17 protein-coding genes and 1 riboswitch are annotated in these 24,253 nt (G+C 51.7%); of the genes, 5 read left to right on the forward strand and 12 right to left on the reverse strand.

The window, feature by feature from the left end; genetic code table 11:
• Positions 1 to 58: 58 nt before the first annotated feature.
• Complete coding sequence (gene dnaE / locus ACYVB1_RS15600; RefSeq protein WP_460924711.1) at positions 59 to 3,679, reverse strand: DNA polymerase III subunit alpha; 3,621 nt, start codon at positions 3,677 to 3,679, stop codon at positions 59 to 61.
• Positions 3,680 to 3,958: 279 nt separating this feature from the next.
• Between dnaE and ACYVB1_RS15605 the strand changes: the two genes are divergently transcribed.
• Entirely contained in the window at positions 3,959 to 5,287 is a 1,329-nt protein-coding gene (locus ACYVB1_RS15605) for an MFS transporter (protein ID WP_460924712.1), read from the forward strand.
• Between the two features lie 139 nt (positions 5,288 to 5,426).
• On the opposite strand, the gene ACYVB1_RS15610 is transcribed toward ACYVB1_RS15605, so the two are convergent.
• The 4 genes from ACYVB1_RS15610 to ACYVB1_RS15625 form a co-directional block, all read right to left on the reverse strand.
• Complete coding sequence (locus ACYVB1_RS15610; protein WP_460924713.1) at positions 5,427 to 7,988, reverse strand: LysM peptidoglycan-binding domain-containing protein; 2,562 nt, start codon at positions 7,986 to 7,988, stop codon at positions 5,427 to 5,429.
• A gap of 321 nt (positions 7,989 to 8,309) precedes the next feature.
• Entirely contained in the window at positions 8,310 to 8,954 is a 645-nt protein-coding gene (locus ACYVB1_RS15615) for an O-methyltransferase (protein WP_460924714.1), read from the reverse strand.
• A 117-nt stretch (positions 8,955 to 9,071) separates the two neighbouring features.
• Positions 9,072 to 10,304: a M16 family metallopeptidase gene (locus ACYVB1_RS15620; protein WP_460924715.1), complete on the reverse strand. Its 1,233-nt coding sequence runs from the start codon at positions 10,302 to 10,304 to the stop codon at positions 9,072 to 9,074.
• 358 nt (positions 10,305 to 10,662) lie between these two features.
• Positions 10,663 to 11,445, reverse strand: a complete 783-nt coding sequence (locus tag ACYVB1_RS15625) for a hypothetical protein (protein ID WP_460924716.1) — start codon at positions 11,443 to 11,445, stop codon at positions 10,663 to 10,665.
• Between the two features lie 416 nt (positions 11,446 to 11,861).
• Between ACYVB1_RS15625 and ACYVB1_RS15630 the strand changes: the two genes are divergently transcribed.
• Positions 11,862 to 12,866 carry a glycosyltransferase family 9 protein gene (locus ACYVB1_RS15630; RefSeq protein ID WP_460924717.1) on the forward strand — a complete coding sequence of 335 codons (1,005 nt, stop codon included), beginning with the start codon at positions 11,862 to 11,864 and terminating at the stop codon, positions 12,864 to 12,866.
• Between the two features lie 52 nt (positions 12,867 to 12,918).
• Positions 12,919 to 13,500 (forward strand): thiamine phosphate synthase, encoded by a 582-nt coding sequence (locus ACYVB1_RS15635; protein ID WP_460924718.1) that lies wholly within the window; start codon positions 12,919 to 12,921, stop codon positions 13,498 to 13,500.
• A 147-nt stretch (positions 13,501 to 13,647) separates the two neighbouring features.
• Here the strand turns inward: ACYVB1_RS15635 and thiH are convergent, their stop codons facing one another.
• From thiH to thiS, 5 genes are all read right to left on the reverse strand, one after another.
• Positions 13,648 to 14,757: a 2-iminoacetate synthase ThiH gene (gene thiH / locus ACYVB1_RS15640; RefSeq protein WP_460924719.1), complete on the reverse strand. Its 1,110-nt coding sequence runs from the start codon at positions 14,755 to 14,757 to the stop codon at positions 13,648 to 13,650.
• Between the two features lie 113 nt (positions 14,758 to 14,870).
• A complete protein-coding gene (locus tag ACYVB1_RS15645) occupies positions 14,871 to 15,644 on the reverse strand; it encodes a thiazole synthase (RefSeq protein WP_460924720.1) in 774 nt (257 codons plus the stop codon).
• Complete coding sequence (locus tag ACYVB1_RS15650) at positions 15,641 to 16,285, reverse strand: thiamine phosphate synthase (RefSeq protein WP_460924721.1); 645 nt, start codon at positions 16,283 to 16,285, stop codon at positions 15,641 to 15,643. The genes ACYVB1_RS15645 and ACYVB1_RS15650 overlap by 4 nt, the downstream gene beginning before the upstream one ends.
• A gap of 194 nt (positions 16,286 to 16,479) precedes the next feature.
• Positions 16,480 to 18,342 (reverse strand): phosphomethylpyrimidine synthase ThiC, encoded by a 1,863-nt coding sequence (gene thiC, locus ACYVB1_RS15655; protein WP_460924722.1) that lies wholly within the window; start codon positions 18,340 to 18,342, stop codon positions 16,480 to 16,482.
• Positions 18,343 to 18,379: 37 nt separating this feature from the next.
• Entirely contained in the window at positions 18,380 to 18,583 is a 204-nt protein-coding gene (gene thiS / locus ACYVB1_RS15660) for a sulfur carrier protein ThiS (RefSeq protein WP_460924723.1), read from the reverse strand.
• Between the two features lie 83 nt (positions 18,584 to 18,666).
• Positions 18,667 to 18,773, reverse strand: a riboswitch (TPP riboswitch).
• A gap of 197 nt (positions 18,774 to 18,970) precedes the next feature.
• Here thiS and ACYVB1_RS15665 point away from each other — a divergent pair.
• Both ACYVB1_RS15665 and ACYVB1_RS15670 read left to right on the forward strand, forming a co-directional pair.
• Positions 18,971 to 20,260, forward strand: a complete 1,290-nt coding sequence (locus tag ACYVB1_RS15665; RefSeq protein WP_460924724.1) for an aminopeptidase P N-terminal domain-containing protein — start codon at positions 18,971 to 18,973, stop codon at positions 20,258 to 20,260.
• A gap of 409 nt (positions 20,261 to 20,669) precedes the next feature.
• On the forward strand, positions 20,670 to 22,121 hold the full coding sequence (locus tag ACYVB1_RS15670; protein WP_460924725.1) for an OmpA family protein: 1,452 nt from the start codon (positions 20,670 to 20,672) through the stop codon (positions 22,119 to 22,121).
• Between the two features lie 274 nt (positions 22,122 to 22,395).
• Here ACYVB1_RS15670 and ACYVB1_RS15675 read toward each other — a convergent pair whose 3' ends face one another.
• On the reverse strand, positions 22,396 to 23,319 hold the full coding sequence (locus tag ACYVB1_RS15675) for an aspartate carbamoyltransferase catalytic subunit (RefSeq protein WP_460924726.1): 924 nt from the start codon (positions 23,317 to 23,319) through the stop codon (positions 22,396 to 22,398).
• Positions 23,320 to 23,328: 9 nt separating this feature from the next.
• On the reverse strand, positions 23,329 to 23,877 hold the full coding sequence (gene pyrR, locus ACYVB1_RS15680) for a bifunctional pyr operon transcriptional regulator/uracil phosphoribosyltransferase PyrR (RefSeq protein ID WP_460924728.1): 549 nt from the start codon (positions 23,875 to 23,877) through the stop codon (positions 23,329 to 23,331).
• Positions 23,878 to 24,253: the final 376 nt, after the last annotated feature.

Below are 24,253 nucleotides of genomic sequence, written 5' to 3' on the forward strand. Positions count from 1 at the left end.
GCAAAAAGAGGTATGCCACGGCAGTAGCATACCTCCTCATCTTAAATTTCCAAATCAGTTAAATCAGCTTACATTCCCCAAGCCCCATATCCTTGATGGATGTCAGGAACACCTTTGGGTCGATGCGGTACTTGCGGGAGTACATGGGCAGGGCCAGCTTTTCTTCCGGCACGTGCAGGGTAATCTCCAGACGCTTTCCACCAGAACTCTCCATAATGGCAGTTTCCAAAGCATCGGCCAGGTTCGGCGTGAAGTGCTGTAGGTTGATGTTTATTTGCACACCCTGCGCCATCTTTTCCATGATATCACCTAAGAGCTGGATATTTTGCGGCTTCAGCTCCCACTGGTCTTCAGACTTATAGCGCAGCTGCACTTTGCCCCGGATAAACAGGTACAGGCCCATTTTGAGGTAAGGCGAGAACTTCACGTAATCCTCCCCAAACAGTGCCATCTGCATCGACGTGTCGTAATCCTCAATGGTGAACAGCGCGAATGGATTGCCGTTACGGGCTGTCCGGATAACCACATCCGTCACCATGCCGGCCACATTCACATCGCGGTTTTTATACTCCTCAATCCTGTTCAGCGGACAGGTGCAGTAAGAGTCTATCTCCAGCTTAAACTGGTCGAGCGGGTGTCCCGACATATAGAAGCCGACCACCTCTTTTTCGCGGCGAAGCATCTCGGCCTGTGTCCAGGGGGCTACTTCCGGTAACTTAGGCATGGGGGCTGCCACAGCGGCACCACCACCAAACAGCGACTGCTGGGCTGCCTGCTGTTCTGCCTGGTAGTTGTTACCGTAACGCACCGCTTTCTCCAACAAGCTCATGCTTTCGCCTTCTGCCACCTCTACCAGTTGTGCCCGGTGGTACAGCTCCCACGAATCAAAAGCACCGGCCAGGGCCATGCTTTCGAAGGTCTTTTTGTTTACAGCACGCAGGTTCACGCGCTTCGCAAAATCGAAGATGTCACGGTACAAGCCGTTTTCACGCTCTGAGATGATGGCATCTACTGCCGCCTCACCAGTTCCTTTTATCGCGGCCAGGCCAAAGCGGATGTGGCCCTGCTCGTTCACGTTGAACTTGAGCAAGGATTCGTTTACGTCCGGACCTAATACCTGTACGCCCTGCTTACGTGCCTCCTCAATAAAGAACGTCACCTTTTTAATGTCGTTCATGTTGTTCGTAAGCACGGCTGCCATATACTCGGCAGGGTAGTGGGCTTTCAGATAGCCCGTCTGGTAGGCTACTACCGAGTAGGCAGCGGAGTGGGAGCGGTTAAAGCCGTACTGGGCAAACTTCTCCATCACGTCGAATACCTCAGAGGCTTTCTTTGCCGGGATGTTGTGCTTTTCAGCAGCACCGGCAATGAATTTCTCGCGCTCCTCGGCCATCTTTTTCATGTCCTTCTTACCCATGGCGCGGCGCAGCAAGTCGGCACCACCCAAAGAGTAACCGGCCAGAATCTGGGCCGTCTGCATGATCTGCTCCTGGTACACCATGATACCGTAGGAATACTCCAGTATCGGTTTCAGCAGTTCGTGCGGGTATTCCACTTCCTCTTTGCCGTGCTTCCGGTTAATGAAGTTCGGGATGAACTGCATCGGGCCCGGGCGGTAAAGGGCGTTCATGGCAATCAGGTCTTCAATGTTGGTAGGCTGCAGGTCCTTAAGGTACATGCGCATGCCCTCCGATTCGAACTGGAACGTACCAATGGTGTCACCGCGCTGGTACAGCTGGTACGTTTTCTCGTCGTCAATCGGAATCTCATCTATGTTGATGTCAACGCCGTGGTTCTTCTTAATCAGCTCCAGCGCGTCTTTGATGATGGTCAGGGTCTTTAGGCCCAAAAAGTCCATCTTCAGCATGCCTGCGCTTTCAATCACCTTACCATCAAACTGCGTCACGAGCAGGTCGGCATCTTTGGAGGTGGACACCGGGATATAGTTGGTGATGTCATCCGGGGCGATAATCACACCCGCTGCGTGTATACCGGTGTTGCGGACAGAGCCTTCCAACTTCTCAGCAAGCTTAAGTACAGCGGCACGGTGGTCGTCTCCTTCGCGGATGGCGGCCAGTTCCAGGTTTTCCATAAAGGCCTTTGCCAGTGTGGTGCCTGGAGTGTCCGGCACCATCTTGGCCAGTTCGTTGGCCTCTGCCAATGGCAAAGAGGTAGAGCGCGCCACGTCTTTGATAGACGATTTGGCAGCCATGGTACCAAAGGTGATGATCTGGGCTACTTGTGTTTTACCATACTTCTCCACCACATAGTCGATCACGCGCTGGCGGTTCACGTCGTCAAAGTCAATATCAATATCGGGCATCGACACACGCTCCGGGTTCAGGAATCGCTCAAACAGCAGGTTGTACTTAATCGGATCGATGTTGGTGATACCGATGCAGTAGGCTACGGCCGAACCAGCAGCCGAACCACGACCGGGGCCCACAAACACACCCATGTCGCGGCCACGGTTAATAAAGTCCTGCACAATAAGGAAGTACCCGGCAAAACCCATCGTCTCCACGATGCGCAGTTCATAGTCCAGGCGTTCCTCTACATCAGGTGTTATGTCTGTATAGCGCTTTTTCGCACCCTCGTAGGTGAGGTGGCGCAGGTAAGCATCCGGGCCAGCATGCTCCGGCGGTATCGGGAAGTTGGGTAGCAGGATGTCGCGCTTCAGCTTCGGAGGCGTAATCTTGTCTACGATCTCATTGGTGTTGTCCACCGCCTGCGGCACATCCTTGAACAGCTCGTTCATTTCGGCCTGCGTCTTGAAGTAGAACTGGTCGTTGGGGAAGCCGAAACGTGTTTTCGGACCAGCCTCGTCAATGCGCTGCAGCATCTGCCGGATGCTGGCGTTGTTACTGTACTTGTTGCGTACGTTGTCTACCGTGTCGTAAATCACTTTCTGATCATCTGTCAGGAAACGGTAGTAGCGGGTGGCAAAGTCACCAACCGGCGTCGACTGGTCTTCGCCGGTGTTCACACAAAGCAGGATGTCGTGCGCGTTCCAGTCTTCCTGGTCTACATAATGGGAGTCGTTGGTGCAGATAACCTTTACATCATACTTCTTCGCCCACTTCAGCAGCACCTGGTTGATGTCTTCCTGGCTTTTGCCTGTGCCGTCGATGTTTTGCAGGCCGTGGCGCTGTATCTCGATATAGTAATCCTCGCCAAAAACATCCAGCCACCACTTAAATATCTCTTCGGCTTCTTCTTCGGTTTTCCAGAGAATGGCCTGCGGCACCTCGGCACCAATGCAGCAGCTGGTGGCAATCAGTCCTTTGCTATATTTTAACAGTAGTTCCTTGTCGATACGGGGCCACTTGCTGTACACCCCTTCTATATAAGACAGCGAGCACAGCTTTGCCAGGTTCTGGTAGCCTTCCTGGTCTTTGGCCAGCAGCAGCTGGTGGTGGCGCACATCTTTTACCTCTTTGCTGAAGGTTTTCAGGTGGCGGTCTTTTACAAGGTAAAACTCGCAGCCCACGATTGGCTTCACGTTATACTTGTTTGCCTCGGCCACAAAGTTGAAGGCGGCAAACATGTTTCCGTGATCCGTCATGGCGACGGCGGGCATGCCATCAGCCTGCGCCTTTTTCATGAGCGCGCCAATGCTGGCCTGGCCGTCGAGCAGCGAGTACTGCGTATGCGTGTGTAAATGCGAAAAAACTGGCATTCAGGAGAAGTATGAATTACGAATGATGAATTTTGAATGCCCTCTGCATAGTAGAATTTCTATGCTTCGGGTGCATTTCCGGGATGTTAAAAGTACGAAAAATAGGGCGGCTGCCCAAACCCCAAAGCAGCTTCTGCGCTAACAAAACATGGGGCAGAATTGTCTCCCAGGGAAGTCTGTTTCTGCTCTTTATGTAACACACTGCTGTTTAATCTATAACTCCATAGCGGTGTGGCTACGTAAGTAAAAAGCTGTGCCGGAGCAGGAGAAATTTATGTTATGGGAGAAGCAAAATCAGAAGGAAGGTTAGAGAGCATGTTCAGGGCGCTGCAGTCACGCAACTACAGGTTGTTCTTTGTGGGGCAGGGAATCTCGCTTATTGGTACCTGGATGCAGCAGATAGCACTGAGCTGGCTGGTGTACCGCCTCACAGATTCAGTGTTCCTGCTAGGGGCCGTTACCTTCTCCAGCCAGATTCCATCCTTCCTGCTCGGACCCTTCGCGGGTGTGGCCGCCGATAAGTTTGACCGCCACAAGGTATTACTTGTAACACAGGCGCTTTCTATGCTGCAGGCATCGACACTGGCGGTGCTGGTCTTGACCGATGCCATTGCGATTTGGCATGTACTGGCATTAAGTGCAGTGCTGGGCGTTATCAACGCTTTTGACATCGCTACCCGGCAGGCCTTTGTTTTTGAACTCGTAGAAAAGCGGGAAAACATCAGCAATGCCATTGCGCTAAACTCTTCTATGTTCAATATGGCGCGCCTGGTGGGGCCGACTATAGCAGGTTTGATTATCGCGGTGGTAGGGGAGGGAATCTGTATCCTTATCAACGCACTCAGCTATATTGCCGTGCTGGCTTCGCTGCTGATGATGCGGCTGAAGCCTTTTGAGCGGGTGGCGCAGCAGCGTAAGGCCTGGCAGTCGTTGAAAGACGGCTTTCAATACGCCTTCGGGTTTCCGCCTATCCGGGCGCTGATCCTGATTGTGGCGCTCCTGAGCCTGTTCGGAATGCCTTTCAGTGTGCTGCTGCCCGTTTTTGCCCGGGACATCCTGCATGGCGGAGCCAATACGCTGGGTTACCTGATGGGAGCCTCTGGCCTTGGGGCATTAATCGGGGCCATGTTCCTGGCACAGCGAAAGACCGTGGTGGGGCTGGGAAAGGTGATTGTGGGAATGATGGTGTTGTTTGGCTCTTCGCTGATTGCTTTTTCTTTTTCAACCATGCTGGTGCTGTCGCTGTTGCTGATGCTGTTTTCCGGTTTCGGCATGATCGTGTCCATGGCTTCCTGCAATACCTTGCTGCAAACCATTGTGGACGATGACAAGCGGGGGCGGGTGATGAGCCTGTATGCGACGGCGTTTATGGGCATGGCACCCATCGGGAGTATGCTGGCAGGCGCTGTGGCAGAACACATAGGTGTAGCATACACCCTGGCGGGATGTGGCTTGCTGTGTGCACTGAGCATTGTGCCGTTCGCTGTAAGCCTGCCGCGCCTCCGGCAGATGGTGTGGCCCATTTACAGGCGCCTTGGCATTGTGCCGGAAATTGCCACCGGCCTTCAATCAGCCTCCAGTTTGACGGTTCCGCCGGAGGAAAGGTAAACAAAAGACTTAGGAACAAAGGATAAAAGACTAAAAGAAACGCATTAGAAACAATAAGAGCCAGCTATAACTGCTGGCTCTTATTGTTTCTAATGCGTTTCCGCTGATTTCCTATCCAAAAAGTCTTTTATCCAAACGATTACTTCTTCTTAATCAGTAGTTTCTCGCCCACGCTTACAGCAAAGTCTGACTTGTTGTTCCACTCCATGATGTCTTTGATAGTGACACCGTACTTGCGGGAAATCTGGTACATGCTCTCACCTCCAGCCACTGTATGGTACCCTGTGCTGGACACCGCGCTGGTTTCTGAAGCAGACTCAGTAGCTTTGGCTGGTACTGCGTTGCCTGCCGGCGCCTTTACGCGCAGTTCCTGGCCCAAACGAATGTTGTTGTCGGTCAGGTTATTCCAGCTACGGATATCTTCCAATGAAACACCATATTTCTTCGAAATCTGGTAGAGCGTTTCACCAGCTACTACCGTATGGTAGTCACTGTTAGTAGCAAGCATGGTAGCAGGTACATCCTCTGCCACAGTTTCTTTTTCAGGCTGTACCAGGGGTTCTGCAATCAATAGCTCCTGGCCAATGCGGATTGGCGCATCACCTAGTTTATTCCATGCAGTCAGGTCATTTACGGTAACGGCGTACATCCTGGAGATGCCGTAGAGGGTTTCGCCTTGTTTTACCACATGCCTTGCGGGTTTAGGAGCAGGCTGTGGAGCTGGTGCAGGAGCCGCTTCCTGCTGCTTTTTAACAGGGGAAGCGGGCTTCGTTGCAGCAGTGGTTTCTACAAATATGTCTTTTGGTTCTTTCACAGCGCCTTCCTCCGTTGGTGCTCCAATATTCCACTCTTCTGCCTTCTCTTCTTCTGGTGCCTCTTCCTGCTGCACTTCTTCAGCAGGCTCCTCTGTTTGAGGGACAGGGAGTGTGTCAACTGGCGCTTGCTGGGCAGGCTGTTTTACGGTCTGCAGGGTGTCTTTCTGTGGGTACAGCACCGTATTCTTCTTTTGTGGCTCCGTTGCTGGCACCTTTGTAACAGGGGCTTTTTCCGCAGGCTCTGATTTCTCTGCTTTTTCTACCGTCTCAATTTTCTCTGTTTGTACCCACTCTTCTTTGCCAGCTTCCATCCATTCTTCTTCTGATGGTTTGGCACTTACAGCTTCAGAAGGCTTGGTAGACACAGCCGGAGCAGGGGTAGTTGTCTTTGTTCTGACTGGTGCTTTTTCAGCTACGATGGCTTGCTCTTCCTCCTCTGTCTCTTCCTGTTCTTGTTCCTGCTTCTTAAAGCGTTTCAGGCTGTTGATGAACCGCTTGAAAACGTTGCCCTCAGAGGCTGTTTCTTTTTTAGTAGCTTTTGTGTCATCCTGCTTTACATCATCCTGCCGTGTGGTAGCGGTGGCTTCCGGTTTGTTATATGCCGGCGCAGCAGTGGCAGGTTTTGTCTGTGCTTTTTTCAGGTCCCGGATTTCCACTGGCGTGTGGGCTGGCCTGCGGTTCTGAAGCCACAGTACCCGGCCTGGTACTGGCGCCTCGCTGCGGTTCATGCGGTTCTTGAACAGCAGGTAGTTCAGCCTAATGCCATAGTGCTGCGAAATCATTTGCATGGTTTCCCCCGGCTGCACTACATGGTATTCCGCATCAGCGGTCATGTTTTTCTTCTCCAGATAGTAGGTTGAGCCTGCAACAATCTCATCGAAGTTGTGCATGTCGTTATACTTCAAGAACTTGCGGGTGGAGAGGCCTGCTCTCATGGCCAGCTTGTCTTTTGTATCGCCGGGCTGAGCGGTGATAGTGCTTAGCCCATTCCGCTTTGACATTCTTGCGCCCAGAGTCTTTTTTGAGGTGGCCGGTGTAGCAGTGTCTTTGGATGCAAGCAAGCCTGCATCGCTGCCGCCGTTGCGCACCGGTACCATAACGTAATAATCCTTATCAGAAGGAATAGCGCTGCCTAACAACCATTTATTATACTTCTCAAGCTCTGCATAGTCAGTCTGAGTGGCCATGGCAATGTCGGCTAAGCTCTGACCCGGAGTGCCGCGCATCTCGCGCAACGACAAGGCAGGAGGGTTGGCTTTCCCCACAAAAGCCTCATAAGCAATTTTGTGCGCCAGGAAGGTAATTACGTAAGGGTGCGACTTCTCCGTAACATCCATTTTACGTGCACCATTATCTGAGGGACTGGTATAAGCTTTTGCCCCTGTATAACCCAGATAGTACGAAAGCAGGGAGTTGAACCAGTTATTGTAATAGGTGTTGCTGCGCAGGAAGTACTTGGCTGCACCACGGCTGGCCTCGATGATGTGGCGGCGCTCGTCTATCCTGTTGTCCATGCGCAGGTTAAAGTCTAAGGCAGCCTCGCGCTTAAATTGCCAGTAACCTACGGCGTTTGAAGTAGAAACAGCGTCACCAAGCAAGCCGCTTTCCTGCAGGGCCAGGTACTTGTAGTCATCCGGCACGCCTTCCTCCTTGAACACCCGCTCGATAACTGGAAAGTATGCGTCTGCCAGGTCTACTTTCATCTTAAAGTACGTCTGGTTGCGGTGCAGCGCGTCTACTTTTTGCTGGATTTCCTCCTGTGCCCTGTCTGAGAGCCGGAGGTGGATATCAGCGAAGTAAACGTTTTTAGGGACAGTAACAAGTTGTGCCAGCGCCAGCAGGGGCAGGAACAACAAGGCCAGAAGGCTGCTGAAGGATTTGTTCATGGCTTGGTACTTTACAATGTTGGCTAAACGTTGAATCTGGTGCTCTACTTTCTGTTGAGTTAAAGCTTGTTAAATAGCTAAGTGCTAATATGTTCGAAAGGTAATATATAGCATCGCAAAAATAACGCAATTTGCCTCGCTTTTTAAAACGCTTCGCCAAGTTCTTACATTATATTTTCAGGCAGCGACTGGCCCCGTAAAGCGGAAAGAGGAGGCGGAAAAGGGTAAGCTGCAGGGAGCTAACGAGTTAGTGAAAGGGGAGGGTATGGACAGGGTAAAAAAAAGCGGGAGAAGGTTTTGTCTGTTCTCCCGCTCAGGTATTTATTTTTTTCGTGCCACCATCAGGCCATCACGGATAGGGATTAGTATATTCTCCACCCGCTCGTCATCCTGTACCTTTTTATTGAAGTCTATTACTGCTTTGGTGTCTTCGTCCAGCTTTCGGCGGTATTTCTCCAGCACCTTGCCGCTCCACAGCACATTGTCTGCAATGATGTAGCCACCAGCCCGCACCCTATCTATAACCATGTCATAGTAGGTGGCATAGTTGATTTTATCGGCATCAATAAATACGAGGTCAAATTCCGCATCAATGGTCGGGGTAATCTCCAGCGCATTGCCGATGTAGAATTTGATGCTGTCTGAAAGTCCTGCTTCCTCAAAGTACCCCCGCACCCGTTCTTCCAGTTCCTCGTTGATGTCGATGGTGTGCAGGGTGCCGCCCGGTTGCAGCCCCTCGGCCATGCAAAGCGCGGAGTAGCCGGTATAGGTGCCAATTTCCAGAATCTGCTTTGGCTGTATCATTTTTGAGAACATCGACAGCAAACGGCCCTGCTGGTGCCCCGACAGCATGCGCGGCCGCAGCACGCTCAGGTGTGTCTGCCGGTTTATTTTGTACAGCAGGTTACTTTCAGGCGAGGTATGCTCCTCCGAGTACTGCAGCAGTTCTTCGTCTATGAATTCCATTTTTTTATAGTTGACTGTTTGTTGCTGATTGTTGAAAAGTCTTCTAATTGCTAAACATGAGACGGTGTGAAATCATATTGTCAAAACGAACAACAAATAAAGATTAACAACCAGCTACTAAGCTGGCACATAATTCAGGAAGCTAAGCTGGTCTTCGCGTAGGGCATCGTTGGCAATGTCCATGAGGTCGGTGGCGGTGATATCTTTGATCTGGCCGAAGATCTCGTTCAGCGAGTCTACCCGGCCCTGGTCCAGGATGCTCTTGCCAATCATCATCATCAGGCCCATGTTGCTTTCCTCGGCCATGGCTAATTGCCCCATCAACTGCTCCTTAGCTGTATGCAACTGCAGCGAGCCAAGCGGCTTCTCCCGTAGTTTTTTCAGTTCCTTCAGTACGAGCGAGGTCGTGCGCTTCAGTTGTTTTTTCTCTGTGCCGAAGTAGATGGTGAGCAGTCCGGTGTCGAGGTAAGTGGCGTAGTTGGCGTCTATCGTGTAGACCAGCCCGTGCTTTTCACGCACCGCCAGGTTCAGGCGCGAGTTCATGCCGGGGCCGCCCAGCAGGTTCACGAGCATGAAGAACGGAATACGGCGCTCATCGGAAAGGGCGTAGGCAGGAGAGCCCACCACGCAATGTGCCTGCGAAATTGGTTTCTCGATGGTAACAGACTTCGGGCTATAGTTGCTGACAGGAATGCGCTCCCGGTGCTTCTTTATCTCCGGAATATCGCCCAGGTACTTTTCTGCCAGCTTCAGCACCTTCTCGAAAGGCAGGTTGCTGACAGAACAGAAAATAAGTGCATCGGTGCTCAGGTTGCGGTCCAGGAAGTTCAGAAAGTCCTGTTTCTGAAAGCTGGAAACGCTCTCTTTGGTGCCAAGGATGTTGTTTCCCAGCGGATGACCCTCGTATACGACGGCGTCAAACTCATCTACAATGGCTTCTTCCGGGGTATCCAGGTACATGGCCATCTCCTCCAGAATCACGCCGCGCTCTTTCTCAATCTCCCGCTCCGGAAACACCGAGCGGAAGGTAATATCGGTGAGCAGTTCAAAGGACTTATCGAAATGCTTGTCCAGCACAGAGCTGTAGAAGCAGATTTTCTCTTTTGTAGTATAAGCATTCAGCTCGCCGCCCACCGACTCGAGCCTGTTCAGGATGTGGAATGACTTTCTTTTTTCTGTGCCTTTAAAGGCCATGTGCTCCCAGAAGTGGGCAATTCCCGTCTGGTCAGGTAATTCGTCGCGGCTGCCGATATCCATTATAAACCCGCTGTGGGCTATTTTGGTATGCTGCACCTGCTTGTGTACAATTCTTATCCCGTTGGGTAAAGTATGAATATGATAATCAGGCATTCAATATTAAATTTAGGCTTGCAAAGGTACGGAAAAAGTAGCAGAATCCTTTGGGCGCTTTAAAACCCAGGGCAAAGGCGATGCCTGCACTACTACGGTATTAGGCCTGATTTAAATAACGGTGAATCGAGGGGAATCCATAAAAAAGTTCGCAACAGTCCCAGCGAGACGTCCTGTTTATAGTCTGTTGGTCCATAAACAGCTTAGCTCCGTTGGAGCGGCCTGTTTATGGATGTATTTACAGGCCGCTCCAACGGAGCTAAAGAAGGAATTGGTTTTGATGCTATCAACAGGTCGTCCCGCCGGGACTAAAAAGAGCGATTTTGCTTACTATATACCTATAATAGAAAGCCTGAGCTTAGCGGGCTGCCTTCTTACTGCCGGCAGGTTTGTTCTGCGTGGTGTTTCGGCCTCCTACATTTATTACAAAGCCCAGCGAGAATACAGAATAGCCGGCGGTCAGGGATTTGCGGTTCTTCAGGCCGAAGTTAGAACCACTGGTATACTGCAGCTGCACCGATGGATTCAGGGTGAGGCGGGTGTAAAAGATAGGCTCCAGGAAAATGTTGTCTTCTTCTTCAGCTGGCAAGCCATTAAACAGGTGCTTGTTCATGTCAATGTAGCTGGCCCGTAAGGCGGTGCCATAGTTCAGCGGGTATTCGTTGCCAAACAGGCGCAGCGACTTCTTCCTTTTGGAGCTGAAGTTCACCTGCACAAAATATTTGTTGAAGTTTGCCTCGCGACGTTCAGAAGTTATCACGCCCTCTTTGTCTTCTTCTCTTTCCGTGCGGTCGCTGCTGCCGCCTCCAAAACCGCCATAGATTTCCAAAACACGGTTGTTCTCCGGGCCGAAGGTCGTAAAATAGCCACCGCCAGCCTCGATAAGGTTATGCCTGAAGTCCCTTTTCCTGCGCTCGCTGTTGAGCATAGACCCATTTACCAGCACCGCAAAATGGTCAGTTACGGCATAAGCTGTATTAAAAGTCACGTTTCCCTTTGGTGTAATGTGGCCGCCCGTACTCAGCTCCCCTTTTTGGGTGAACATAGGTACATTGGGCACATTGGGCATGTACGTAGATACGCAGCCGGACATAGAAAGCAGAAGGCTTAGCAAGCCAAAAAGGAATACAGGTCTTTTCATATAATAGTAGTAGGCGGAAAGAACGGTCTGCTGACTCTCTTTTCCTGTTCATGATGTTTCTTCTCTACTGCTAAGGCAGATAAACCACAAGATGGCAACGGCAGCTGCGAGAGGGGCTGCCACGTTTTTTTATGGTAGGCAAGTGTGACAGCGAAAGCAATCAGCCTGCACCACCAGCGGTCCCGATTACAAATATCAAGACACAAATTGATATTTTATAAAGAAATCAGAACTATTGAGTTAAGAGGGGATATTGTTTAGTTTAAAAATAGTTTTCATTTTGCAGGAATGAGGACTATGCTATATATTGCTTTTTAGCATGGCGGGCATGCTCTCTTAAAGGTTGCTTCCTTCCTGTTGCCGCTTCAGGCTTTATTTTTTATCTCAGCCCGCTTTGGCGTAGCTTTGCCATTGGCATGAAAAATATACTGATCATACAAACGGCCTTTTTAGGTGATGTGGTGCTCGCAACAGCCCTGGTGGAGAAGCTACATGCTTTTTACCCAGAGGCGAAGCTGGACTTTCTGCTTCGCAAAGGAAACGAGTCGTTGCTGAAAGGGCATCCTTTGTTACGGGAAGTGCTGGTGTGGGACAAGCAACAGGGGAAGTATAGAAGCCTGCTGAAGCTACTAAAGCAAATAAGAGCCACAAAGTACGACCTGGTGGTGAACGTACAGCGCTTTGGTGCCACCGGCATTCTGACTGCTTTCTCGGGAGCGAAGGAAACGGTAGGCTTTGAGAAGAACCCTTTCTCCCGTCTCTTCACCCGCCGCTATGTGCATGATGTAAAATCAGGTACGCACGAGGTGGAACGCAACGACATGCTCATCCAAAGCCTCACCAACGCTATTCCTTCCAAACCCAAACTATATCCTTCCCCTGTAGATTTTGCAAAGGTACAGGAGCTGAAGCAGGAGCCTTTCATCTGCATGGCCCCCACTTCAGTGTGGTTCACCAAACAGTACCCACAGGAGCAGTGGGTGCAGCTCATCAACAGCCTCGATCCCAAATATAAAGTTTACCTGCTTGGCTCGCCCGCTGACAAAGCACACTGTGATACGATCCTCAGCCAAAGCACCAGCCAGCGCGTTGAGAACCTGTGCGGGCAGTTGAACCTGCTGCAGTCTGCGGCGCTAATGCGGGATGCGGTACTTAATTATGTGAATGATTCAGGCCCGATGCACCTGGCTTCTGCACTGAATGCTCCTACCTGTGCTATTTACTGCTCCACCGTGCCCCGCTTTGGCTTCGGTCCACTTGCAGACTTTGCCCATGTGGTAGAGCGGAAGGAGCCGCTGTACTGCCGCCCCTGCGGACTGCACGGCTACAAAGCCTGCCCCGAAGGCCACTTTAAGTGCGCCCGCGAGATTCGGAATGAGCAGCTGCTGGAAGTCTTAGAAGTTAGAAAGTTAGAAAGTTAGAGAGTTAGAAAGTTAGAGAGTTTTGGGGTGATGCAAACATGAATTGTCTCTGATGCGGCTTATTGTTGTTACGGCTCCGGAATGGGTTGGGCAGGAGCATGAAGTGTGTTGCAGGCTTTTCGAAGCTGGTTTGGAGACGCTGCACCTAAGAAAACCGGAGGCAAGTATCACTGAGTTGCGGTATTGGCTTCAGCAGCTGCCGGAGCAGTGTCATGGCCGTGTCATGCTGCACTCGCACCACGCGCTGGCGCAGGAATTTGCGGTAAAGGGGCTGCACTTCAGAGAAACCGACAGAGCCACTGCAGCCACCACAGCGAAGCATCAGCTTACCTTTTCCACTTCTTTTCATCAATTAGCAGACGTCCAGCACCACCACACGCAATTCGACTACGCCTTTCTGAGCCCCATTTTTCAGAGCATATCCAAAAAGGATTATCCCGCTGCCTTTTCTCTTGATGAGTTAGAAGAAACGTTGCCTAAAGCTACGCTGCCTGTTATAGCTTTAGGGGGCATAACAGCCGAAAAGTTGCCACAAGTGCAGGAGCTTGGCTTCGCCGGAGCCGCCTTGCTGGGCGCTATTTGGGAGCAGCCAGCGCCGGTGGAAGCATTCAGGAATCTGCTAAACACTTTATAGCCTCCCCGGAGACCAAGACTTCGCAGCGTGCGCAGTTCCTGTAAAAGTACGCTACGGCAGTTTAAGTTAACAGCTGCAAACCCAGACCAGCAGAAGAAAGCAACTCCCTATCTCTAGAACTTTCTAACTCTCTAACTTCCAAACTTTCTAACCTATAACGCTGTCCCAGTCTTTCCAGATGGCCTCGTAGCCCTGGCTGCGGATCATTTGCACGATTTCGGCGGGAGAGCGCTCGTCGCTGATTTCAAACTGTTCCAGCGCCTGCACTCCACTGGCATAGCCGCCGGGGTCTGTTTTAGAGCCGGCACTGATAGAGGTAATGCCGAGCCGGACCAGGTTATTGCGGAAGTTCGGGCTCTCCCGCGTCGATAGCGATAACTCTACCTCCTCATTCCAGATGCGGTAGGCGCAGATCAACTGTACCAGTTCCCGGTCGTTCATGTCTACTTTAGGGGGTAGCCCGCCGGAAAAAGGGCGTAAGCGTGGGAAGGAGAGGCTGTATTTGGTTTGCCAGTAGGTGCGCTCGAGGTACTGCAGGTGCAGTGCTGTAAAAAAGCTGTCGGTGCGCCAGTCTTCCAAACCAATCAGCACCCCTAAACCAATCTTGTGGATACCGGCTTTGCCCAGACGGTCCGGCGTTTCAAGGCGGTACTGGAAGTTTGACTTTTTGCCTTTGGGGTGATGCTTTTTATAATCCTCATGGTGATACGTTTCCTGGTAGACCAGCACCGTGTTCAAGCCTAGCGGAATAAGCTGTTCATACTCCTGCTGGTCCAGCGGCTGTACTTCCATTGAGATGTGCGAGAAGTAGGGGCGGAGCAATTGCAGTGCTTCCTTGAAATATGCCACGCCCACGGTTTTGTTTGCTTCGCCTGTTACCAGCAGCACATGATCATAGCCGTAGCTTTTGATTACCTCCACTTCTTTCAGAATCTGCGCTGGTGTAAGGGTGGTGCGGGGCATGGGGTTGTCGAGGCTGAAGCCGCAGTAAGTGCAGATGTTCTGGCACTCGTTGGAGAGGTAAAGGGGCAGGTACATCTGCAGCGTTTTGCCGAAACGTTTCTGCGTGAGCTGCTGGCTCAGCGCCGCCATCTGCTCTAAATAGGGCGCAGCGGCAGGCGAAATCAGGGCCTTGAAATCCTCCAGGGTCCGCACAGGTTTAGAAAGTGCCCGCTCCACGTCTGCCGCCGTTTTGGCGTAGATGCTGCTCTTTACCTCGTCCCAGTTTTGTTGTTCAAATATAGCCTGAAAAGACATTGGGTTGCTATTTTAGTTGCTGCTTTGTGCTGGCGCCGTGCTTTTTTGGATCAGTTGACACGAACTGCAAGCTCGCGCCAGCGTGGGTTAATCTATGCTCTTTCATCATAATCTTAAAGCTCATCCAGAAACGCCGTCAGCGGACTGCTGGCTTGTGCTGTGATGCCTGTGGGAGCCAGCTTCGCCTCGTAGGCCATGCGTCCGGCCTCCACTGCCATCTTAAAAGCTGTAGCCATCATCACCGGGTTTTGTGACACGGCGATGGCGGTGTTCACCAGTACAGCATCGGCTCCAAGCTCCATGGCCTCCACGGCGTGTGAGGGCGCGCCAATGCCGGCATCCACCACCACCGGCACTTTGCTCTGCTGAATGATAATCTCCAGAAAAGCGCGTGTCTGCAGGCCGTTGTTGCTTCCGATAGGGGAGCCCAGCGGCATTACTGCGGCTACGCCCACTTCTTCCAGGCGCTTGCACAGCACCGGGTCGGCATGAATGTAGGGTAGCACCACAAAACCCAGCTTTACCAGCTCTTCGGCTGCTTTCAGGGTTTCTACCGGGTCTGGGAGGAGGTACTTCGGGTCGGGGTGTATCTCAAGTTTGAGCCAGTTCGTTTCCAGTGCTTCGCGGGCCAGTTGGGCGGCAAAAACAGCCTCTTTCGCATTTCGCACACCGGAGGTGTTAGGCAAGAGGTTGAACTGCGGGTGCTCCAGGTGCGGCAGAATATCATCCTGCCCGTGCTGTACATCCACGCGCTTCAACGCTACGGTGACCAGCTCAGAGCCGGATGCCAGCAGTGCTTCCTCCATCTGCTTTCCGGAGCCAAACTTGCCGGTTCCGGTGAAGAGGCGGGAGGTAAAGGTTTTATCGGCTATGGTTAACTGTTTCATACTTGTTTCTCTGTTGTTAAACTGAAATGCTGATTGAATTCAGCCAAAGAAGCGGCTCTGTCCTGTGCCAGCGTAATGGCTGAGGAAACGGCAACGCCATGGATGCCCGTTGGCAGCAGCAGCGGCACATCGGTTGCCAGGATGCCGCCAATGGCTATAATAGGAATGCTGATGCCCGCTTCGCGGCACTGCTGCAGGATAGAAGTATAGCCTTCCAGGCCGAGAACAGGGCTGAGGTTCTCTTTGGTGCTGGTGAAGCGGTAGGGGCCAAGGCCGATGTAATCCACGCCTTGCTCTGTCAGCCGCACGATGTCCTCAAAGGTGTTGGCCGTGCCGCCTATTATTTTCTCTGGCCCCAGCAGCTTCCGTGCTTCCGTGGGCTGCATGTCCAGCTGGCCCAGGTGCACACCATCGGCATCTACTTCCGCGGCCAGTGCCACATTGTCGTTGATGATGAACGTGCAGCCATAGTGTTGACAGATGGTTTTGGTTTGCAGCGCCAGGTCCTTCCAAACCTCGTAAGGCTGTTTTTTTACCCGCAGCTGTACCCAGTTGGCACCTGCCCGGCAGGCAGCCCCGGCAGCCATGGCATGGGTAAGTCCACGGGCTTCCTGTGTGATATAATGTAGTTTCGAAATCATACTTTCAAATGATAAGCTATGGTTGCATGAGGGAAAATAGACTGCCAGCGCAAGATGCTAGCGCGAGCTTATAGCTCGTGCTTCAGTTTTTGCCTGACATGAGAGGGGAAGAGAGGTACGAGCTACAAGCTCGCACCAGCACTTCATGTCAGACAAAAGACCTCGCAGCGTGCGCAGCTCCTGCGAGCGTCTGCCTATGAGTATATCTCCGAGCCTTTTGCTTTGAAAACCTCCGCTTGCTCCTGCATGCCCTGCTGCAATGCTTCTTCTTCGGATGCGCCCTTGGTTTTGGCATACTCCCGTACCTCCTGCGTAATTTTCATGGAGCAGAAGTGAGGACCGCACATCGAGCAGAAGTGCGCTACTTTGGCACCCTCGGCAGGCAACGTTTCGTCATGGTATTCGCGGGCCGTGTCGGGGTCGAGGGACAGGTTGAACTGGTCCTGCCAGCGGAATTCGAAACGGGCTTTGCTCAGGGCGTTGTCGCGGTACTGTGCGCCGGGGTGGCCTTTGGCTAAATCGGCGGCGTGGGCGGCGAGTTTGTAGGTAATCACGCCGTCCTTTACATCTTTTTTGTTCGGCAGCCCAAGGTGCTCTTTTGGTGTTACATAGCAAAGCATGGCCGTGCCGTACCAGCCAATCATCGCAGCGCCAATGGCAGACGTAATGTGGTCGTAGCCGGGGGCAATGTCGGTGGTGAGGGGGCCTAAAGTATAAAAAGGTGCCTCACCGCATACTTCCAGCTGCTTGTCCATGTTCTCTTTGATGAGGTGCATCGGAATATGCCCGGGGCCCTCTATGATCACCTGCACATCGTGCTTCCAGGCAATCTTTGTCAGTTCGCCCAGCGTTTCCAGTTCAGCGAACTGGGCGGCATCGTTGGCATCGGCAATAGAGCCTGGGCGCAAGCCATCTCCCAGAGAGAAAGCCACATCATACGCCTTCATGATTTCGCAAATTTCCTCGAAGTGCGTGTACAGGAAGTTTTCCTGGTGATGTGCCAGGCACCATTTTGCCATAATCGAGCCGCCCCTTGATACGATGCCCGTCAGGCGGTTTGCCGTAAGCGGCACGTACCGCAGCAGCACACCGGCATGTATGGTGAAATAGTCTACGCCCTGCTCGGCCTGCTCAATCAGCGTATCTCTGAAAACCTCCCAGGTCAGGTCTTCTGCTTTGCCGTTCACTTTCTCCAGCGCCTGGTAAATCGGCACGGTGCCAATCGGAACGGGGGAGTTGCGGATAATCCACTCGCGGGTTTCGTGGATGTTTTTGCCCGTAGAAAGGTCCATGATGGTGTCGGCGCCCCAGCGGCAGGCCCACACGGCTTTTTCCACTTCCTCTTCTATGCTGGAGGTAACCGCGGAGTTGCCGATGTTGGCGTTTATCTTCACAAGAAAGTTACGGCCGATGATCATCGGTTCACTCTCGGGGTGGTTGATGTTGGACGGTATCACAGCGCGGCCAGCCGCTACCTCCTGGCGCACAAACTCCGGCGTAATAAATTTCTGAGGTGTGTTGGCACCAAAGCTGTTGCCTGCGTGCTGGTGCCCGATGTTCTCCATTTCTGCCAGGCGCTGGTTTTCCCGGATGGCGATGTACTCCATTTCCGGGGTAATGATGCCTTTGCGTGCATAGTGCAGTTGTGTTACGTTCTGGCCAGGCTTGGCGCGGTAGGGTTTGCTCAGGTGCTGAAAACGCAGTTCGTCCAGGCTAGCATTGTGCAGGCGCTCCTGCCCGTACTCCGATGTAATGCCCGGCAACTGCTCCACATCGCCACGGCTCCGTATCCATTCTTCGCGCAGGCGCGCCAGGCCCTGCCGCACATCAATCGCTACGTTTTCGTCGGTGTAGGGACCGCTGGTATCATATACCGTTACCGCTGGGTTTTGCTGGCGCTCTTCCACACCCAGGAACTTGTGCACGGTATCCTCCAGCGTGATTTCGCGCATCGCGACACGTATATTATATAGCTGGCCGGGCACGTATACTTTGCGAGACGCCGGGAAAGGCGTGCGCGTGATCGTGTTGGCCGTAGGCGTTTTTTCTTGTCTCATATTTCTTCTTGATAAGTTTAGTAGGTAGGGGAAAGCGCTATCCGCCCTGGGTAGCGCGGATAAGGGTGAGCCGGTCGTTTTCCTGCAGCTGGTAAGAAGCCCAGTTGCTGCGGGGTACTACCTGGTCGTTAATGGCTACGGCAATGCCACGAACGTGCTCCAATGCTAAAAGCTGAAGCAAAGCGGATACGGAGGAAGACTCAGGGAGCTCCTTAGTTTGGTTGTTTAAGAAAATGGTCATGGTTTGCTCGGGATGGGATGCAGGTAGCACCGGCGCTTACCGGCCGAGCGGAATCAAGAAGAAGTTGGAGGACAGGTGTGGTGTATCTCAGCATAACTTTTCCCTTCGTCAGTGCTAACTGTATCAGGTTCAGAGGGTATTTCTCAGTCCTGCCTTTCTGTTTGGCGGCAGGACACCCCTAAAGTGTTGTGCTAAAGGTAAACAAAGTCTGCGGTAACTTCCAAATGTGCAGGCAGGATTGTGGCTTGTAAAAAATAAGCAGGCTCTTCTGCTCCACCCCTGACAATGGCAGATACACGCTGCCCGGGCCAGGATGCCTCAGTTGCCATTAATGTAAAATTTAGTAGTTTTATGATGTAACCCAAAAATAACCTACAATAAAGAACTATGAAGTACCACCCAATAGGGCAGGAACTGTTTGTGCAACACCGCCGCCAGTTTGTAAAGCAACTCAAACCCTCCTCCATTGCTGTGTTCCATTCCAACGACGTAATGCCCCTCAATGCAGACGCTACCATGCCTTTCCGGCAAAGCAGCGACTTGTTCTACTTAAGTGGGGTAGACCAGGAGGAAAGTATTCTGATGCTTTTCCCGGATGCAAAAGACGAGCGCATGAAAGAGGTTCTTTTTGTACGCGAAACAAACGACCACATTCTTACCTGGGAGGGATATAAGCTGTCCAAGCAGCAGGCCCGGGAGGTATCTGGTATCGAGACTGTTTTGTGGACACATGAGTTTGAGCAGATACTGAGAAGCCAGCTTTTTGAGGCGGAGCACATTTACCTTAACACAAACGAGCACCTCCGTGCCGTCATAGAGGTGGAGACCCGCGACGCCCGCTTTATAAAGTGGTGCCAGCAGCATTACCCTTTGCACAGGTACGAACGCAGTGCCCCTATCATGCACCAGCTGCGCGCCATAAAGTCGGAGCAGGAGGTGGCGCTGATTCAGCAGGCCTGCGATATTACAGAAAAGGGGTTTCGTCGCCTTTTAAGCTTTATAAAGCCGGGGGTAATGGAGTATGAGATAGAGGCAGAGCTTTACCACGAGTTTCTGCGCAACCGCTCCCGGGGGCCGGCTTACCAGCCTATTATTGCCTCTGGCGGTAATGCCTGTATCCTGCATTATGTAGATAACAACCAGGAGTGTGAGGATGGAGAGCTGGTGCTGATGGATTTTGGAGCAGAATACGCTAATTATGCCGCAGACCTGACACGCACAGTGCCGGTAAACGGAAAATTTACGCCACGTCAGCGCGACGTGTATAATTCGGTGCTGACGGTGATGAAAGCTGCCACACAAATGCTGGTGCCGGGCAACACCCTGGACCAGTACCACAAATTTGTAGGTATCGTAATGGAGAACGAGCTCATCAGACTGGGGCTGCTGAACGAAAGCGATGTACGAAACCAGGACCCCGCCAAGCCTGTGTACAAGAAGTATTTTATGCATGGCACCTCGCACCACCTGGGCCTGGACGTGCATGATGTCGGTAACAAGTTTCGGGCGTTTGAAGAAGGCATGGTGTTTACCTGCGAGCCCGGCATCTATATCCGGGAAGAAGGAATAGGCATACGCCTGGAGAACGATATCCTCATTACGAAGAACGGGCCGCGTGACCTGATGCAGACCATTCCGATTGAGGCAGACGATATTGAGCGCCTGATGCAGAAATAGGTGATATGTTTATAGGAAAACCCAGAATCAAGGCTGCCAGCCGTAAGCTGACAGCCTTTTTTGCTGTACTTACTACTAAATAACTGCCCTTGCGTCAAATTTTTTTCTCTTGTACAACCTTGTCCTACTGTATCAGTTCAAGTATAAAAGCTTTATGAGCGGTGCTGAGCTGCAGTTTTACATAACTGTTATGGTATTCAGTGCAGTGCAGATGTTTAACTTTGAGAAGTGCCTATGGAGAAACGTATCCTCCTTCTAAAGATTAGTGCAAGGGAAACAACTCTATTCCCGGCTGGAGTATCTTTTTTTTAAGCTTTACAAAAACTCCTTCGAAACATGCACGTATTGTCATATCAAAATACTTTGTAAAATTATGCAAACACAACTTACAAAACTTAGTAAACTAGCTATGGCGCTCGTCTGCTTGCTGATGGCAAGTAACGGGTTGTTTGCCCAAAGCTCTGATCAACGAACGAACATTCAGATATACGGAAGTGCCTTACAGTACAAAGGCGAAATAGACAACCAGTTCTACGAAGGCAGCAAGCTGGAGTGGGGTGGTGGTCTGAACCTGAACCGTTATCTGACGTCCGGCCTGGATGCTGGTCTGCACCTGACTTATGGTAGCACAGAAGCCAGAAACACAGAGGCAGGTAGCATGTTCAACAACGCGAACTTCGACGCCCAGATGGGGACAGCCATGCTGGCCCTGCGCCTCAAGTTGTATGGTAGCATCCTGAAAGAAGATGCCTTTATCGGACCGTACCTGCAAGTTGGTGGTGGTGGTGCCTGGGCTAAAACAGATGCTTACACAGCGGCCGGTGCCAGACAGACAGATGATAAGTTCTTTACTGGTGCCCTGAAAGGTGGTGCGGGTATCCGCTTCCGCTTCTCAGATGCTATTAGCGCTTTTGTTGAAACCAACTACCTGATCATTGGCCAGGACAAGATTGATGGTTACTTTGAAGATGAGAAAAATGACCGCTTCCTCCAGCACAATGTAGGTCTTGGATTTAACTTAGGCCGAGCCACAGATACGGATGGTGACGGTGTGCCTGACAGAAGGGATGACTGCCCTGATACCCCAACAGGTGTGCAGGTTGATAAGAGAGGTTGCCCGATAGACACAGACGCGGATGGTGTTCCGGATTACCAGGATCAGTGTCCTACAGAAGCTGGTACAGCTGCAACACAAGGTTGCCCTGACCGTGATGGCGATGGTGTGGCTGACAGAGAAGATGACTGCCCAGACCAGCCTGGTACAGCTGCCATGCGTGGCTGCCCTGATGCTGACGGTGATGGTGTAGCTGATCCGAATGACAGATGCCCTGATACCCCAGCTGGTGTACAGGTAGGTGCCGACGGTTGCCCTGTTGACACTGACGGTGACGGTGTTCCGGATTACCAGGATGCCTGTCCTAACACTGCAGGTCCAGGCACAGCAAACGGTTGCCCTGAGCTTGATGCAGCAACCCTGCGATTGCTGGAAGAAAAAGTACGTTTCGAGTTTGACCGTGCCCGTGTTCAGGAAAGCTATAAGCAACTACTGGATAGCATTGTGGTAGCACTGACAAACTATCCTGACCACGTACTGCTCATCAAAGGCCATGCTGACCACATTGGTTCTGAGGAGTACAACCAGGCACTGTCTGAGAGAAGAGCAGAAGCTGTGAAAGAGTACTTGATTCAGCAGGGGGTTCAGAACCCAGACCGCTTAGTAACAAGAGGTTATGGTGAGACACAGCCTTTAGTGCAAGTGAATGAGCGTCTGCCACGTCGCAGAACTGAATCGCAACGAGCACGAAACAGAAGGGTAGGTTTTGAGATGAACACACCAGATATGCAGCTGAACCTGGATTAAGGTCGCTGAGACTAAAACAAAAGGGCCGCGGGAAAACCTGCGGCCCTTTTTGCTTTAATGAGCTACCGGATAAATACAAGTGCTGATTTGTGTGTTTTACGCTTTGTTCTCAGGCACATTTCTTTCTCGGGAGAATTGGCTGAACTACTTATGAATGCAGGAATGGTTTAATGCACAGCACCAGTTGATAATGGTATCATCATGCACAATAGACAAAGAGGCCTGTTCCGTAATTCGGAACAGGCCTCTTTGTCTATTAGGTTCTGCCTGGATATTACTGCTTCTGAGCCAGCAGGAACAGCACGGCCATTCGGATAGCTACACCATTTTCCACCTGGTTCAGGATAATAGAGTGGTGGGAGTCTGCTGCGTCGCTGCTCAGTTCCACACCTCTGTTTATCGGGCCCGGGTGCATAAGCGTAATTTCTTTGTCTAAGCTGTCGAGCATTTTTTTGTCGATGCCATAGTATAAAGTATACTCGCGCAGCGACGGGAAGTACTTCATCTGCTGGCGCTCCAGCTGTATGCGTAGTACGTTTGCCACATCGCACCACGCCAGGGCCTTTCTTACATCTAGCTCCACTTTTACTCCTAGCTGCCTGATGTGCTTTGGCAGCAGGGTAGTTGGGCCGCACACCATCACCTCAGCTCCTAATTTTTGAAGTGCAAAGATATTAGACAGCGCTACCCGCGAGTGCAGAATATCCCCGATAATCACGACTTTCTTGCCTGCTACATCGCCCAGCCTTTCCCTGATAGAGAAAGAGTCCAGGAGTGCCTGCGTCGGGTGCTCGTGGGTGCCGTCGCCGGCATTTACAATGTTTGCCGGAATATGCTTGCTCAGGAAGTGTGGCGCCCCCGGGCTGGAGTGCCGCATCACAATCATGTCCACTTTCATGGCCAGGATGTTGTTTACGGTGTCGAGCAGGGTTTCACCTTTCTTTACAGAGCTGCTGCTGCTGCTGAAGTTGATGACATCGGCAGAGAGCCTTTTCTCGGCAAGCTCAAAAGAGAGGCGTGTGCGCGTGGAGTTTTCGAAGAAAACGTTGGCAATGGTAATATCGCGCAGCGAAGGCACTTTCTTGATCGGCCTGTTCAGCACATCTTTAAAATTATCCGCTGTCTCAAAAATGAGCTGGATGTCTTGCGGGGTAATGTCTTTGATGCCTAACAGGTGCCGGACGCTGAGCTCTTGCATGGGGAAAGTTTATTCTTCGTTTTTGGTAATCAGCCATATATTATCTTCCGCAGCCTGCTGCTCTTTCCACTCTACCAGCACCCGTTGGCTCTGCAGTGAGTTGACGTGGCGGCCCACATAGGTTGGCTGTATCGGCAGGTGGCGTGAGTAAAGACGGTCAATCAACACCAGCAACTCTACATTGGCAGGACGGCCATAGGCGATCATCGCATCCAGCGCGGCCCGTACAGAGCGCCCGGTATACAGCACATCATCCACCAGAATCACTTTCTTGCCTTCAATAAGGAAATCAACTTTGGTGGCGTTGGCGGTAAGGGGTGTTTCACGCCGGCGAAAATCGTCGCGGTGGAAGGTGGTGTCGAGGTAACCGGTTGGTACCTGCTTGCCCAGTATGGTGGCAAGGGTGCTCTGGATGCGTTGCGCTACAAACCTGCCGCGCGGTTGCAAACCCAGGATAACAGAATCAGAAAAGTCGCCGTGGTTCTCGATGAGCTGGTGGCAAAGGCGCAGCACCATTATCTCGAGCAGTTGGTGGTTTACGATGAGTCTTTTCTGCATAGCCGGAAGTATTGATTGCAAATATAGTGTGTCTGATTAAGATGCGGAAATAAATGTTTGATGCTTGAATGACTAAATAAGAGGCGGGTTAACGCGCTACTGAAGCGACAAAGGTTTGAGTGCTAAGATGCTGTAGGCTTCCTCAATAACTTGCAGGGTCTGGGCTTGTTTGGATAATATTCTGAAATTCAGCTATGCTGACGTGTTTGAATACATTGTGTCTGCACACATCAGACGATAGCAGTTCAGCATTACGGCCCTGCAGCAAATTAACTAGGCTGCGTTGACAATTATAGCAGCAGTGTCATGGCTGCAGCCAGGTGCAGGAATGCCAGAAAGCTAGAGGCAGTCTTGTCGTATCGGGTGGCGATGCGGC

Source organism: Pontibacter brevis, assembly GCF_054779655.1.